The sequence below is a fragment of the Mesorhizobium sp. Cs1321R2N1 genome (assembly GCF_037179725.1).
GTDB classification, from domain to species: domain Bacteria; phylum Pseudomonadota; class Alphaproteobacteria; order Rhizobiales; family Rhizobiaceae; genus Mesorhizobium; species Mesorhizobium salmacidum.
Genome location: NZ_JAPYKP010000149.1, coordinates 1 through 15,541, shown reverse-complemented (window position 1 = coordinate 15,541; position 15,541 = coordinate 1). Strand labels below are relative to the sequence as shown.

13 protein-coding genes and 1 pseudogene are annotated in these 15,541 nt (G+C 64.0%); all 14 read right to left on the bottom strand.

The genetic code is table 11. The features are described from left to right. On the bottom strand, positions 1-1,003 hold a 1,003-nt coding region (ftsA, locus tag O7A61_RS26810), incomplete at its 3' end, for a cell division protein FtsA (RefSeq protein ID WP_337132364.1). Beyond that, positions 1,000-1,941 (bottom strand): cell division protein FtsQ/DivIB, encoded by a 942-nt coding sequence (locus tag O7A61_RS26805; RefSeq protein WP_337132363.1) that lies wholly within the window; start codon positions 1,939-1,941, stop codon positions 1,000-1,002. The genes O7A61_RS26805 and ftsA, both read right to left, overlap by 4 nt. Further along, complete coding sequence (locus O7A61_RS26800; RefSeq protein ID WP_337132362.1) at positions 1,929-2,855, bottom strand: D-alanine--D-alanine ligase; 927 nt, start codon at positions 2,853-2,855, stop codon at positions 1,929-1,931. Before O7A61_RS26800 ends, O7A61_RS26805 begins: the two co-directional genes overlap by 13 nt. A gap of 300 nt (positions 2,856-3,155) precedes the next feature. Continuing rightward, entirely contained in the window at positions 3,156-4,121 is a 966-nt protein-coding gene (gene murB / locus O7A61_RS26795; protein WP_337132361.1) for a UDP-N-acetylmuramate dehydrogenase, read from the bottom strand. Beyond that, positions 4,118-5,518 (bottom strand): UDP-N-acetylmuramate--L-alanine ligase, encoded by a 1,401-nt coding sequence (murC, locus tag O7A61_RS26790; RefSeq protein ID WP_337132360.1) that lies wholly within the window; start codon positions 5,516-5,518, stop codon positions 4,118-4,120. Before murC ends, murB begins: the two co-directional genes overlap by 4 nt. Next, on the bottom strand, positions 5,515-6,642 hold the full coding sequence (gene murG / locus O7A61_RS26785) for an undecaprenyldiphospho-muramoylpentapeptide beta-N-acetylglucosaminyltransferase (RefSeq protein ID WP_337132359.1): 1,128 nt from the start codon (positions 6,640-6,642) through the stop codon (positions 5,515-5,517). Before murG ends, murC begins: the two co-directional genes overlap by 4 nt. Position 6,643: 1 nt before the next feature. Then, positions 6,644-7,795 (bottom strand): putative lipid II flippase FtsW, encoded by a 1,152-nt coding sequence (gene ftsW, locus O7A61_RS26780; protein ID WP_140502420.1) that lies wholly within the window; start codon positions 7,793-7,795, stop codon positions 6,644-6,646. Continuing rightward, the gene (gene murD / locus O7A61_RS26775; RefSeq protein ID WP_337132358.1) at positions 7,795-9,195 is read right to left on the bottom strand and encodes a UDP-N-acetylmuramoyl-L-alanine--D-glutamate ligase; all 1,401 of its coding nucleotides are present in this window, start codon (positions 9,193-9,195) and stop codon (positions 7,795-7,797) included. Before murD ends, ftsW begins: the two co-directional genes overlap by 1 nt. Positions 9,196-9,203: 8 nt before the next feature. Next, the gene (gene mraY, locus O7A61_RS26770; protein WP_015317207.1) at positions 9,204-10,286 is read right to left on the bottom strand and encodes a phospho-N-acetylmuramoyl-pentapeptide-transferase; all 1,083 of its coding nucleotides are present in this window, start codon (positions 10,284-10,286) and stop codon (positions 9,204-9,206) included. A 17-nt stretch (positions 10,287-10,303) separates the two neighbouring features. Then, entirely contained in the window at positions 10,304-11,785 is a 1,482-nt protein-coding gene (locus O7A61_RS26765; protein ID WP_337132357.1) for a UDP-N-acetylmuramoylalanyl-D-glutamyl-2,6-diaminopimelate--D-alanyl-D-alanine ligase, read from the bottom strand. Next, positions 11,782-13,230 carry a UDP-N-acetylmuramoyl-L-alanyl-D-glutamate--2,6-diaminopimelate ligase gene (locus O7A61_RS26760; RefSeq protein ID WP_337132356.1) on the bottom strand — a complete coding sequence of 483 codons (1,449 nt, stop codon included), beginning with the start codon at positions 13,228-13,230 and terminating at the stop codon, positions 11,782-11,784. The genes O7A61_RS26765 and O7A61_RS26760 overlap by 4 nt, the downstream gene beginning before the upstream one ends. Positions 13,231-13,284: 54 nt before the next feature. Further along, the gene (locus O7A61_RS26755; protein ID WP_337132355.1) at positions 13,285-15,009 is read right to left on the bottom strand and encodes a peptidoglycan D,D-transpeptidase FtsI family protein; all 1,725 of its coding nucleotides are present in this window, start codon (positions 15,007-15,009) and stop codon (positions 13,285-13,287) included. After that, positions 15,006-15,401, bottom strand: coding sequence for a cell division protein FtsL (gene ftsL, locus O7A61_RS26750; RefSeq protein WP_140502412.1), 396 nt, complete (start codon positions 15,399-15,401; stop codon positions 15,006-15,008). The genes O7A61_RS26755 and ftsL overlap by 4 nt, the downstream gene beginning before the upstream one ends. Positions 15,402-15,405: 4 nt before the next feature. After that, positions 15,406-15,541, bottom strand: a pseudogene (locus O7A61_RS26745) (16S rRNA (cytosine(1402)-N(4))-methyltransferase RsmH); the annotation flags it as partial.

Below are 15,541 nucleotides of genomic sequence, written 5' to 3'. Positions count from 1 at the left end.
ACTTGTTCAACCGGTCGCGCAGGAGTTCGAGCGTCTCGTCGATGCGGGCGCGCACGATGCGCGTCATCACCGAACGCGGGATCTGCAGCGGCACGTCGCCGTCGTCGCCGATCGGCTGGATCGAGACCAGGTCGCGGTCGTCGGCACTGCCCGGCAACGCCGAGCCGTGCATCACCTTCAGCCGTTCGGCGGCATCGAGCGAGGTCGAAAGTCCCTTGGCCATGTCGAGCGTGACATGGTTGCCGCCGATGGCGATGGCGTCGCCATGAACGAACTTGCCTTCCGAAAACACCGAGATGGTCGTCGTGCCGCCGCCCATGTCGATGCAGGCGGCTCCGAGTTCCAGCTCGTCGTCGACGAGTGCCGCCAGCCCGCTGGCATAGGGCGTCGCCACCATGCGCTCGACCGACAGGTGCGAGCGATTGATGGAAAGCTCCAGATTGCGCATCGGTGCCGCGTCACCGGTCAGCACATGCATGTCGACCCCAAGCGCGTCACCGACCATGCCGCGCGGATCGCGCACGCCGCGTTCGGCATCCAGCGAGAAGCCGACGGGCAGCGAATGGACCACCTCGCGTTCGGCCTTCAGCGCCTGCTTGGCGCCGGCGCCGAGCACGCGCTTGATGTCGGCCTCGTCGGCCTCGTGGCCGCCAAGGTTGATGGTGGCCGAGAAGCTTTCGCTCTTCAGCCGTCCGGCGGTCATGTTGACGATCAGCGAATCGACCGTCAGCCCGGCCATGCGCTCGGCGGCGTCGACGGACAGGCGGATAGCATGCTCGGCACGATCGAGATCGACGATGACACCCGACTTCACGCCTTGCGATTTCTGGTGGCCGATGCCGATAACCTGGATCCGATGCGAGCGGCCGCGCAGGAGCTTGCCGTCATCGTTCGGCTTGAGCTTGGCCACCATGCAGCAGACCTTGTTCGAGCCGACATCCAGCACCGTCAGGGTGCCCGACCGGCGCGACGAGGCATCGCCAGAACCGCCAAGCCAGCTCATATCTTCGTCTCCGGCTTGCGCTTGAGGGTTTTCGGCTTCTCGTTGAGCGCGGCTTCGCGCTGCGTCGCCGCCTGCGGCGTCAACTCCACGACCAGCCGGTCCGTCAGGCGCATGTCGACAGCGACGATGTCGCGCGACAACAACCCCTTGTCATGGTCCATCTTGACGAGCTCGGCGAGCGCCTGGTCCTCGTCATCCTCGGGCAACTTGATGGTGATGCCGTTGTCCAGCTTCAGGTCCCAGCGCCGCTCGCCGACGCGGACATAGCCTTTTATGCGACTGGCAAGGTCAGGATACTGTTCGATCCTGGCCAGGAAATCAGGCGCCTTGGCGGGCGCGCCGGTACCGATCAACAGCGGCAGGAGCACCTGCTTGCCGCCCGAGAACGGCGCGATGACAGCGCCATCCTTTTCGATGACGGAGAGGTCGTTGCCCTGCTGCCAGAGCGCGAAAGCCGCGCGCTCCTCGACGCGCACTTCGAGCGTATGCGGATAAACCTTGCGCACCGCGGCAACCTGGATCCACGGCAAGGTCGCGATGCGCTCCCGCGCGGCCTCGGCATCGAAGCCGATCAGCGACGTCCAGCCATCGAGTTCAAGCCTGTCGAGAATGTCGATCTCCGAAGTCTGGCGGTTGCCGACCACCTTGACCTGATCGACGGCAAAGCCGGTGCGGGCGGTGATGCTTTGAATGATGCCGTCGGCATGACCGCCAAGGTAGGCGCCATAGGCCCCGCTCGAAGCCAGCAGCACCGACGACATGATCGCGACGGAGAACCGCGGCGCCTGGAATTCACCATCTCCAAGGCGCGTCAGGATGCGCACCGGGCGGCGAAGCGCGCGCGGCAGGACGAAATGGTCCAACGACAATGGCAGGCCGAACAGCGACGGCCCGGCCGCGCCCCTCACCTTGCCCTGCCCCCATTTCAACGCAGACACGAAGCGTCCTCCACCATCCAACTCAACAGTTCACCAAACGAATGCCCGGCATGGGCGGCAATTTCAGGCACCAGAGACGTCGGCGTCATGCCCGGCTGAGTGTTGACCTCGAGCCATACAACCTCGCCATTTTCGGAGTGACGATCGTCATAACGGAAGTCCGACCGGGAAACGCCCCGACAGCCGACAGCTTGGTGAGCCTTGAGCGCCAGTGTCTGTATTTTTTGGTAAATATTCGGTGAAACTTTTGCGGGGCATTCGTGTTTTGATCCGCCGGCGACATATTTTGAATCATAGTCGTAGAAGGAATGGCCCGTCGGGATGATCTCGCAGACGCCAAGCGCCACATCGCCCATGACGGCGCAGGTCAGCTCGCGCCCATGGATGTAGCGCTCAACCATGACGGTATCGCCATATTTCCACTCGGACGACCCGATCACCTGCGGTGGGTGCGACTGCCCCTCCGACACGATGACGACGCCGAAGCTCGATCCCTCGCTGACCGGCTTGACCACGTAGGGCGGCTTCATCGGGTGCTTGTTCTGGATGGAGAAGCGGTTGGCGACCTTCGATTCGGCAACGGGAACGCCGACCGATTTGAGGATCTTCTTCGCCTGCTCCTTGTTCATGGCAAGCGCCGAGGCGAGCACGCCGGAATGGGTGTAGGGAATGCCGAGATATTCAAGGATGCCCTGGATGGTACCGTCCTCTCCGAACGGTCCATGCAGCGCATTGAAGGCGACGTCGGGCTTGAGCTCGGCAAGCACCGAGCCGACATCGCGCCCGACATCGACACGGGTGACCTGATAGCCTTCCTGCTCCAGCGCATCGGCACAGGCCTTTCCCGAAGACAAAGACACGGGCCGCTCGGACGAGAAACCTCCCAGCAATACGGCCACATGCTTGTTTTTCATTCCCCGTCATCCCCTCGCACGGCGGACCAAAATCCAAGATTTCCGCAACATTGAGTCCGAGTCTCCCGGCAGGTTGCCCCCCAGACGGAAAACGCGGGTAACGCGTCGAACGACTCAAATCAGGAAACGCTTTAGGGCAGAGAATCAGAGAGTTGATTCACTGGCAAGTACTTATGATTCCGAGAGATTCACTTTCTGAGAAAATGGATGCGAAATCCATGTCGCTGAGTCTTTGCAGCAACGATTTCACGGCATTTCGATTCCGTTGAAGTTCACGCATTACGTGAACTTCAAGATGCGCTAAAGGAGCTGGCCGAGGAACTCCTGCACGGCATGCCCGGAGCGGAAATCGCCGATGCGCTTGATCTCCCACTGCAACCGGATGCCGGAATGCTCGAGCACCCGCGCGCGCACCGTCTCGCCGAGATATTCGAGATCGTAGCCGGTCGCGGTTCCGGTGTTGATCATGAAGTTGCAGTGCATCGGCGACATCTGCGCGCCGCCGATCATCAGGCCGCGGCAACCCGCCTTGTCGATTTCCTTCCAGGCCGAGGTGCCTTCCGGATTCTTGAAGGTCGAGCCACCGGTCTTCTCGCGGATCGGCTGCACGGTCTCGCGATGGTTCTGCACCGCATCCATCGCCGTCTTGATCACCGCTTTGTCCTCGGCAAAGCCTTCGAAAACGGCCGAGGTGAAGATCAGCCCGACGGGCGCCGCCGAATGGCGGTAGGCATATCCCATCTCGGCATTGCTCAGCGTCTGGACATTGCCCTTGCGGTCGAGCGCCCGCACCTCGATGACGCGCTCGCGCGTCTCGACGCCATTGGCGCCGGCATTCATCCTGAGCGCCCCGCCAACGGCGCCCGGAATGCCGTGGTAGAAATGGAAGCCGCCAATGCCGGCCTCGAGCGCCACCGCCGCGATACGCTTGTCGGGCGTGGCGGCACCTGCCTTGATCCTGATCGGGGAAATGACTTCGGCCTCGCCAAAGCCCTTCGCGGAAAGCCTGACGACAAAACCCGGGATGCCGCCGTCGCGGACCAGAAGGTTCGAGCCGACGCCGACGATCGTCAGGGGGATCTCTTCGGGAACGGCCCTGAGGAACGCCGCAAGGTCCTCCTCGTCCGCGGGCTGGAACAGCGCCTCGGCAAGGCCACCTGCGCGGAACCAGGTGATCTTGTCCATCTCGGCATTCGGCGTGATACGACCGCGCAGGCCGGCCAGCCGGTCGCCAAGTCTGTCGATCAGGGCCTGGCCGTTCATCATGAGGCGGCAAGCTCCTTCGGCAACGCATAGGCCCATTGGGTGATATTCCCGGCGCCCAGGAAGACGACGAAGTCGCCGGGCTTGGCGATGTCGCGGATGACAGGCGCGATATCAGCCGGCCCATCGATATAGCGGGCGTCGCGATGGCCGCCGGCGCGGATGCGCGACACCAGCGCATCCGAGGTCACGCCGTCGATCGGCTCTTCGCCGGCGGCGTAGACCGGGGCGACCATCACCGTGTCGGCATCGTTGAAGCATGCGGAGAACTCGTTGAACAGATCATGCAGCCGGGTGAAGCGGTGCGGCTGGGCGATGGCAATGACACGCCCATTGGTGGCGCTGCGCGCCGCCTTCAGCACCGCCGAAATCTCGACCGGGTGGTGGCCGTAGTCGTCGAACACATCGACGCCATTCCAGGAACCGGTATGCGTGAAGCGGCGCTTGACGCCGGCGAAGGAAGACAGGCCCTTCTTGATCGCCTCGGCGGAGAGGCCGAGTTCGTGCGCGACCGCGATCGCGGCCGTCGCGTTGGATACATTGTGGTGACCAGGCATCGGCAGGCGCAGGCCCGCTATCGTTGTCTGGCCGCGCCCCTTGCGGTCGCGGATGATGACATCGAACTCCGAGGTCGCCCCCGCCATGCGGTGGTTGGTGAAGCGCACGTCGGCCTGTGCGTTCTCGCCATAGGTGATGACGCGCCGGTCCTCGATGCGGCCGACCAGCGCCTGCACTTCCGGGTGATCGGTGCACATCACGCCGAAGCCATAGAAAGGCACGTTCTCGACGAACTGGCGGAACGCTTCGCGCACATTATCGAAATTGCCATAATGATCGAGATGCTCGGGATCGATGTTGGTGACGACCGCGATGTCGGCCGGCAGCTTGAGGAAGGTGCCGTCGCTTTCGTCGGCTTCGACCACCATCCACTCGCCGTCGCCCATGCGCGCATTGGTGCCATAGGCATTGATGATGCCGCCATTGATGACGGTCGGGTCGAGCCCACCGGCTTCAAGCAGTGTCGCCACCATCGAGGTCGTCGTCGTCTTGCCATGCGTGCCGCCGATGGCAACAGCCTGGCGGAAACGCATCAGCTCGGCAAGCATCTCGGCGCGGCGCACGATCGGCAACAGTTTTTCACGCGCCGCCTTCAGTTCGGGATTCGACTTCTTGATCGCGGTCGAGACGACGATGACCTCGGCGTCACCGAGATTCTCGGCCTTGTGGCCGACGAAGCACTCGATGCCCTTGTCGCGCAGCCGCTGCACATTGGCGCTGTCGGCCTGGTCGGACCCTTGCACCTTGTAGCCGAGATTGTGCAGCACCTCGGCGATGCCGCTCATGCCGATGCCGCCAATGCCGATGAAATGCACGAGGCCAATGGTCTGCGGCATTTTCATGGGTGCGTTCCCTTCCTGAAATCCGATACTGTTTTGCGGGACGCAATAGCCTCTGTGAGGTCGGCGAGCAACCGTGCCGCGTCGGGCCTGCCGACCGACTTGGCCGCGGCGGCCATCGTCGCTAGCCGCTCCGGTTGGTCCATCAGGGCGCCGAGCAGTGCCGCGATACGCTCGGACGAAAGCGACGATTGCACATGCACTTCGCCGCCGCCGGCGGCAGCGAGCGCTGCCGCATTCGCTGCCTGATCGTGGTCGAGCGCAAAGGGATAGGGGACCAGCAGCGCCGGCCGGCCGATAACTGCGATCTCCGAGACAGTTGAGGCGCCGGAACGCGAGATCACCAGATGCGCCGCCGCAATGCGCGCCGCCATGTCGGTAAAAAACGGCGAGACCTCGACGGCGACGCCGAGCGCGGCATAGGCTGCCTTCACCCGCGCCACGTCGTCCGCGCGAGCCTGTTGAGTAATGACAAGGCGTCTGCGCTGTGCATCGGAAAGCAGCGCGACTGCCCCCGGCATCGCATCGGAAAAGAATTGCGCGCCCTGGCTGCCGCCGAACACCAGCAGGCGGAAAGGCTCACCCCCGGTTGAAGCCACGTAAGGTGTCCTGGCTGCTTCGAGCACAGCCGGCCTGACCGGATTGCCGGTCGTCACCGTCTTGGCGCCGGCCGCACTCTCATCCTGCGGCAGGAAGCCGCCGGCTATCGCATCGACACGGCCCGACAGCGCCCGGTTGGCGCGCCCCATCACCGCGTTCTGCTCATGGATCAGCGTCGGAACCTTGCGCCGCGTCGCCGCATAGAGCGGCGGCAAGGTCGGATAGCCGCCAAAGCCCACGACGGCCTCCGGCTTGATCCTGCCGATGATGGCGGAGGCCTGACGCACGCCGCTCCAGATTTTCCAGAAGGCGCCAAGCAGGGTGAAGGGATTTTTCGAGCCTAACGTCGCCGACTGGATCGGATGGACGGCCGCCGCCGGGAAACGGGCGGCAAACCGCTCGGCCCGGGTGTCGGTCGCCAGATGCACCGCCCAGCCGCGCTCGATCAGTTCGTGCGCCAGCGCTTCGGCTGGAAACAGATGTCCGCCGGTTCCACCCGCCGCGAGAAGGATAACGCCTCTGGCCATGTCACTCCGCCGGCATGGTGCGCTGCGGCAGCGCAAAGCCCATCTGCTTGCGCTTTTCCGGCCGCTTGCGCGTCAGCGCCAGCACCATGCCCATCGAGATGGCGATGGCGATCTGCGAGGAGCCGCCATAGGAGATGAAGGGCAGCGTCATGCCCTTGGCCGGCACCAGTTGCAGGTTGACGCACATGTTGATGACGGCCTGCAAGCCGAACACGGTGACCAGACCGCCGACGGCATAGCGGGTGAAGTCGTCATGCTCCTTGAGCGCCGTGTTGAGACCGCGCAGCACGATGAAAGCGAAGATCGACATGATGAAGAAGCACATGATCAGCCCGAACTCCTCGCCCGCGACCGAGAAGACGAAGTCGGCATGGCTGTCGGGGATGACCCGCTTGACCGTGCCTTCGCCCGGCCCGACGCCGAACCAGCCGCCATTGATCAGCGCATCGCGGCCCATGTCGACCTGGAACGTGTCGCCTTCGCCGGTGAGGAACTTGTCGATGCGCAGCGCAACGTGCGGAAACACCGTATAGGCGGCGAAGACGCCGCCGACGCCGGCGGCTCCCAGCACGATGATCCAAAGCCATGGCAGTCCCGCCATGAAGAACATAATGCCCCAGGTGCCGGTGGTCAGCATGGTCTGACCAAGGTCCGGCTGCGCCACGAGCAGCGACACGACCAGCACCAGGAGCAGCATGGCGAACAGATTGCCGGGAATGTCGGGCTGGCGCTTGTGTTCGGCGAACAGCCAGGCGCACATGATGACAAAGGCCGGTTTGAGGAATTCCGAAGGCTGGATCGACAGGCCGGCGAGCGACACCCAGCGGCGCGCGCCCTTCACCTCGACGCCGACATAGAGCACCGCCACCATCAGCACCAGCATGAGGCACAGCATGATCAGCGACATGCGCCGGATCTGCCTGGAATCGAGGAAGGAGACCGCCAGCATCACGCCGAGCGCAGGCACGGTGAAGATGATCTGTCGGGTGGCGAAGTGGAAACTGTCGAGGCCGATGCGTTCGGCGACCGCGGGGCTTGCCGCGAAGGACAACACGATGCCGAGCCCCATCAGCGACAGGAACGCCGCCAGGAACCAGCGATCGATGGTCCACCACCAGGTTGCGACCGGACTTTTGTCGAGACGGCTCTGCATTATCGTGCCCCTCCGATGGGTTTGACACCATCTATAGCGCTCGCAGCTTGCCTGAAGGCTTCGCCGCGGACCTCGAAATTCTTGAACTGGTCGAAACTGGCGCAGGCCGGCGACAACAGCACCACTGCCTCGCCGCTGTCGTCTTTGGCTGCGTCATGCGCGGCATGCTCGACCGCGGCGGCGAGCGTGCCCGAGATCTCATAAGGCACGGCCTCGCCGAGCGTCGCCGAAAAGGCGGGTGCGGCCTCGCCGATCAGATAGGCCTTGGCGATGCGCGGGAAGAAGCCGCGCAGCGGCTCGATGCCACCTTCCTTCGGCAGGCCACCGGCGATCCAGTAGATGCGGCTGAAGCTGGACAGCGCGGGTGCCGCGGCATCGGCATTGGTCGCCTTGGAATCGTTGACGAACAGCACATGGTCCTTGCGGCCGACCTGCTCCATGCGATGGGCAAGACCCGGGAAGCTTTCCAACCCCGACTGGATCTCGCCGAGGTCGAGCCCGACCTTGAGGCAGGCGGCGACGGCGGCCAGCGCGTTCTGCGCATTGTGCTGGCCGCGCAGCGAGCCGATGCCTTCGAGGAAGGCGACCCGGCTGTAGCGGCCATGCACGGCTTCCATCATGTTGGTACCGTCGGCGAAATAGCCGTCGGTCAGCGGCAGACGCTTGGAAATGCGGGTGACCTGCCGCCCTGCCCGCTCCAGCCGATCGGCGATCTGCGCGCACCAGGAATCGTCGATGCCGATGATCGCCGTCTCGCTGCCTGCCACCAGCCGCTCCTTGATGGAAGCATAGTGCTGCATGGTGCCGTGGCGGTCGAGATGGTCCGGCGTCAAGTTGAGCAGGATACCGGCCGTCGGATTGATCGAGGGCGCAAGGTCTATCTGGTAGGACGAGCATTCGACCACGTAATGGCGATCAGGCTTCGGCGGATCGAGCGTCATCACCGCACGGCCGATATTGCCGCCCATCTGGGTGTCGCGTCCGGAGGCCTTGAGAATATGTGCCGTCAGCGCGGTCGTTGTCGACTTGCCGTTGGTGCCGGTGATGGCGATGAAGGGAGCATCCGGCGAACGCTGCGTCCGCTCCCTGCAGAACAACTCGATATCGCCGATGACCTCGACGCCCGCCCCGCGCGCCAATTCCACGGTCCAGTGCGGCTTGGGATGGGTCAGCGGCACGCCGGGCGACAGCACGAAGGCGGAAACCCCAGCCCAGTCGGCGCCACGCAGATCGCCGGTGGCGATACCGGTGGCGGCCGCCTTGGCGACACTGTCGGGATTGTCGTCCCAGGCCAGCACCTCAGCGCCGCCCTCGATCAGCGCACGCGCGGTGGCGATCCCCGAGCCGCCGAGCCCGAAGAGCGAAACACGCTTGCCTGCGAAGGATGCGGCGGGGATCAAACGGCGGCCTATCTGAGCTTGAGGGTGGAGAGGCCGACCAGCGCCAGGATGACGGCGATGATCCAGAAGCGGATCACCACCTGGCTTTCGGTCCAACCGAGCTTTTCGAAATGATGGTGGATCGGCGCCATCAGGAACACGCGCTTGCCGGTCATCTTGAAGTAGCCGACCTGGATGATGACCGAGAGGATTTCGACCACGAACAGGCCGCCGACGATGACGAGCACGATCTCGTGCTTGGTGGCGACCGCGACCGTGCCGATCAGGCCGCCCATGGCGAGCGACCCGGTGTCGCCCATGAAGATCGCCGCAGGCGGCGCGTTGAACCAGAGGAAGCCGAGGCCGGCGCCGATGACCGCGCCAAGCACGACCGCCAGTTCACCGGTGCCGGGCACGAAATGGATCTGCAGGTATTCGGCGAACACCGCGTTGCCCGAGAGATAGGCGATAACACCGAAGGACGCCGCCGCGATCATGATCGGCACGATCGCCAGACCGTCGAGGCCGTCGGTCAGGTTCACCGCATTGCCGGCGCCGACGATGACGAAGCAGGAGAACGGAATGAAGAACCATCCGAGGTTGATGATGAATTCCTTGGCGAAGGGGAAGGTCAGCGACGACGAGAACGGCGCCTGGCCATTGTGCATGATCGCCCAGGCGGCGATGCCGGCGATAACGAATTCCAACGCAAGCCGCGCCTTGCCGGAGAAGCCGAGATGCGACTGCTTCGTCACCTTCAGATAATCGTCGTAGAAGCCGATCGAGCCGAAGCCGAGTGTCACCAACAGCACCACCCAGACATAGATGCTCGACAGGTTCGCCCATAAAAGCGACGAGCCGATGATGCCGGACAGGATCATCAGGCCGCCCATGGTCGGCGTACCCGCCTTCTTGAAATGCGTCTGCGGCCCGTCGGCGCGGATCGGTTGGCCCTTGCCTTGCCTGAGCCGCAGCGAATTGATGATGGTCGGCCCGAAGATGAAGACGATCAGCGCCGAGGTGATCAGCGCGCCGCCGGTGCGGAACGTGATGTAGCGGAAGACATTGAAGACAGAGACCTTGTCCGCGAAATCGACCAGCAGTGTGAACATGCGCTTTCGTCCCCCGACTAGGTCTGATTACTGGTTATCGTCTTGGCCGGGAATTTGCCCAGCAGCGCATCGACCAGTTTTGCAAAACCGATGCCTTTCGACGATTTGATCATCACCACGTCGCCCGGCTTCAGCGCGGCGAGCAGCACCGGCTTCAACTCCTCGACGCTGGCGCGGTATTCCGTCCTGATATCGCCCGGCAGCGCTTCCGCCAGCGACCGCATTTCCGGCCCGCCGAGAAAGACTGTCCGCGTGCCCGTGCCGACGATGAGATCGGCAAGAGCGGCATGCAGCTTGGCCGAGTGGTCGCCGAGCTCCAGCATGTCGCCAAGCACGGCGATGCGCCTGCCCTCGCCCGTCACCGGCGTCGCATTGAGCAGCGCCATGGCGGCCGCCATCGAGGCCGGATTGGCGTTGTAGCTCTCGTCGATCAGCGTGATTTGGCCACCGGGCTGGTCCGAAGCCGAGCCACCGGGCTGGCCCGAAGTCGAGCCGCCGGGGTGCCGCAGCACGTGGCGCTTGCCGCGCCCGCGCTCGGCCGAGAGATCGGCCAGCGCCAATGCAACCTTGTCGAGATCGGCGCCAACCAGATGCGCGGCGCCAAGCACCGCCAGCACGTTCTGCACCATGTGTCGGCCGGGAGCTCCGATACGGGCGATCATATCGTGGCCGCTGATCCTGGCGGCGATGTCGGAATGATCGGCATGCAACTCGCACTTGACCAGCTTGAAGGTCGAGCGAGCATTCTCGCCGAAGCCATAGACATGCTCGACGCCGGCAGCCTGTGCCATCTTGTCCAGCAGCTTGAAACGCGCATCGTCGCGGTTGAGCACCGCGGCACCGTCGGGCTCCAGACCCTCGAAAATCTCGGCCTTGGCCTTGGCGATCTCGTCTAGATTGCGAAAGAAGCCAAGATGCGCGGCCGCGATCATGGTGACGATGGCGACATGCGGCCGCACCATCTTCACCAGCGGCCGTATCTCGCCGGGATGGTTCATGCCGATCTCGAACACGGCATAGTCGCAGTCAGCCGGCATGCGCGCCAGGGTCAGCGGCACCCCCCAATGGTTGTTGAAGGACTGCGCCGAGGCATGCACCTTGCCGACGGCAGAAAGCACGTGGCGAAGCGCCTCCTTGGTTGTGGTCTTGCCCGCGGAGCCGGTTACCGCGATGATCTTGGCTTGCGAGCGGGCGCGCGCCGCGACGCCGAGCTTTTCCAGCGCAACCAGCACGTCCTCGACGACGATGATCGGCGCCGTCAGCCGGCCAAGAGACGGCAACTTGCCTTCCGCCACCACCAGCACGCCGGCGCCGGCCTTGATGGCGGCGGTGACGAAGTCATGGCCGTCCATCGCCTCGCCCTTGATGGCGAAGAAGGCCTCGCCCGGCTGCAGGCTGCGGCTGTCGATCGAAATGCCCGATATGCCTTCGGGCATGGGGCCGAGCGGCCGCCCGTCCGTGGCGGCAACCAGCGCTTCCGATGTCCACAGCAAACTCATGCGGCACGCTCCCTGAGCGCGGCGCGCACTTCCTCATGGTCGGAAAAATGCAGGGTTTCAGAGCCGATCGTCTGGCCTTCCTCGTGGCCCTTGCCGGCCACGATCAGCGTGTCGCCGGCATGCAGCATGCCGACAGCCTCGTGGATTGCCTTGCGCCGGTCGCCGATCTCGATGGCACCGGGCGCGGCGGCGAGAATGGCGGCGCGGATGGTCTCGGGCACTTCGGAGCGCGGATTGTCATCGGTGACGATGACGACATCGGCGAGCCGGGTCGCGATCTCGCCCATGATCGGTCGTTTTCCCCGGTCACGATCGCCACCGCAGCCGAACACGACCATCACGCGACCGGTGGTGAACGGACGCACCGAGGACAGAACATTCTCCAGCGCATCGGGCTTGTGAGCGTAATCGACATAGACCGGCGCGCCGCTCGCCGTGGTGCCGACCAGGTCTAGCCGGCCCGGCGCGCCTTTCAATTTCTCCAATGCCGCCAAGGCTTTGGCGACAGATGTTCCTGTGGAAATGGCAAGCCCCGCCGAAACCAGCGCATTCGCTATCTGGAAATCGCCGGCGAGCGGCAGGTCGATCTCGTGGATCACACCGTCGGCCTCGACCTCGGCACGCTGGCGATGACGCTCATGCTCGACCCGCTTCAGCCTGAGGAAATCGCCATGGCGGCCGACCGTCAGCACGTCGAGCCCAGCGGCCCGCGCCGTCTTTATCGTCGGTTCCGACCACGGATCGTCGGCGAAGACGACGGCCGGTGTGCCCTTCGGCAGCAGCGTGTCGAACAGGCGCAATTTGGCGCGATGATAATCCTCGACCGTCGGATGGTAGTCCATGTGGTCGCGGCCGAGATTGGTGAAGCCGCCGGCAGAGAGCTTCACCCCGTCGAGGCGGCGCTGGTCGAGCCCGTGGCTGGAAGCCTCCATCGAAGCGTGGGTAACGCCGGCATCGGCCAATTCCCTCAGCAACTGGTGCAGGGCGACCGGATCGGGTGTCGTCAGCGAACCATATTCGTTGCGGCCGGGCGCAACCACGCCGGTGGTGCCGATCGAGGCGGCTGCGTATCCCGCCTGCTCCCATATCTGCCTGGTGAAGGCGGCGACCGACGTCTTGCCGCTGGTACCGGTCACGGCGACCATGGTTTGCGGCTGTCTGCCGAAGTAGCAGGCGGCACTCAACGCCAGTGCCAGGCGCGGATCATTGACCGCCAGCACCGGAACCGGCAAATCGGCAAGGGCGCTGCCCGCGACGATCGCGGCAGCGCCACGCCGGGCCGCGTCGGCGGCGTAGCTGGCGCCATCGGCCCTGATGCCGGCAAGCGCGAAAAAGAGGACGCCCGGTTTTACCTGGCGGGAATCCGACGAGATGCCGGAAACCTCCAGATCGGCGGAAGCTGTTCCTTCGACTGGCAGGATACCGGCTAGATCTTTGAGCTTCATCGAGTCCCGTTCACCGCAACAAAATAGCGCGCAGTTGCCGGCGCGCCCCAAGAATCACTGATAGGAAACCAGCGTTGCACCATTTTCATGGCTGAAATCTGGCTTCACGCCAAGCATGGCCGCTGCACGCCTGATGATATTGCCTGCCATTACCCCTGCATTGTTGGCCGCGACGTCGGTCATCCCGGGCTTTTCCGGATGCGGGGCGTCGGCGATCGTGAACACCAGATATTGCGGATCGTCCATCGGGAAGGCGGCGACAAAGGTGTTGAAATTCAACTCCTTCGAGTAACGGCCATTGATGACCTTCTCGGCCGTTCCGGTCTTGCCGCCGACGCGGTAGCCGGGAACCCGGGCGTTTCTGGCCGAACCCTTCTCGGCGTTGAGCGAATAGAGGTAGCGCATGCCCTCTACAGTTTTTTCGGCAACCACTTTCTTGGCCGCCGCCATCGCATCCTCTTGGCTGCGGACCAGGAATGTCGGCTGCATCAGGAATCCGCCATTGACCAGCGCCGCGCAGCCGACAGCCGCTTGCAGCGGCGTCGTCGACACGCCATGGCCGAAGGCGATGGTGAACGAATTGACCTGCTTCCAGACCTTCGGCTCGGTCGGGCGGGCAACTTCGGGCAGTTCGGTCTGCATCTTCTCCAGAATGCCGAGGCGATGCAGGAATTCGCGATGCGCCTCGATGCCGACCAGCTCGGCCTCCCTGGCCGACCCGATATTGGAGGAATAGAGGAACACCTCCGGCAACGACAGCACGCGGTTCTTGCCGTGGAAATCGTGAATGGCCTGGTGGCCGACCCGGATTGGATGCGAAGCGTCGAAGCGGCTCGACATCGTCGCCTTGCCGGAATCGAGCGCCATGGCCGAGGTGAAGCTCTTGAACGTCGAGCCCATCTCATAGAGTCCCGCCGACATCCGGTTGAGCCGGTCCTTGTCCTGCGCATTGTATGGATTGTTCGGATCGAAATCCGGCACCGACGCCATGGCCACCACTTCGCCGGTCTTGACGTTGAGCACGACGGCGCCAGCCCCCATGGCGCGGTAGCGTTCCAGGCCGGCGGCGATCTCGTCGCGCACCACATGCTGGACGCGCAGATCGATCGAAAGCTTGACCGGCCTGAGATCCTTCGCCACCGCCAGGCCCGATGCCTGCAAGTCGCTCAGGCCCTGCTCATCGATATATTTCTCCATGCCGGAGATGCCCTGGTTGTCGATGTTGGTCAGGCCGACAATGTAGGATGAGGTTTCGCCGCTCGGATAAAAACGGCGCTTTTCGGTGCGGAAGCCAAAACCGGGAATGCCGAGCTGCATGATGTCGGCCTGCTGCTTGGGCGTCAGCTGCCGCTGCAGCCAGACGAAGCCGGCGCCGCTCTTCAGCTTGTGATAGGTCTGCTCGTAGTCGATTTCGGGCAGCACCGTCGACAGCTTCTCGATCGCCTCGTCGGCATCGACGATGCGGCGCGGCTCGGCGAACAGCGACGCTGTCTTGATGTCGGTGGCCAGCACTTCGCCGTTGCGATCGACAATGTCGGGACGTGACGCGGTCACCCGGCTTTGCGGACCGCCCGACAGGTCGGGTGTCTGGAAACCGAGATAGACCAGCCGCCCAGATATAGTCGAGAAAATGCCGAAGAATACCGCCATCGTCATCACGATGCGCGCCTTGCCCTTGCCGCCGGTCGCCTTGCGGGCGCCTTCGACCACGATCGACCCGTCCCTGCCCGTCCTGGCGCGGCCTACCGTGGCGAAGCGTTTCAGCAGTTTGCCGATCATTGGGCGATGTCTCCGGTCACGACGGGATCCTTGTCGCCCAAAGGCGCCTTGTCGGAATTATCGGCCATGGCGCCCTGGCGCCCGTTCAGGATGTCCTGGATGTCGAGGGCCTTGGCCGGCAGGTCGCCCAGGCCCACGATCTGCCGGGCACTGACCGGCTCCAGAGCGAGCTGCGATTTGTAGAGCTCGGCGAGCTTCTGCAGCCGCGACGGCTGGGTGAGCAGGCTCCAGTCGGCCTTGAGAAGGTCGATCGTGTCCTCCTCGTAACGTATCTCGGCATGGATCTTCTGCACGGCCGCCAACTGGTCCTCGGCCTCGCGCTTGGCCTTGTAGGTCAGGGCGGCGGCCGAAACCATGACGGCGATCAGGACAATATCGCTGGTACGAAACACGTGCTTACCTCTCCCCTGGCCGGTCGATGCCAGGAAGTTTTGGAAGGCCGAAGATCGAGAAATCGCCGCTGCGCGCCGGAGCCTCGGTGCGGATCGCGGCACGCAGTCTGGCCGAGCGGGCGCGCGGGTTGGCCGCAACC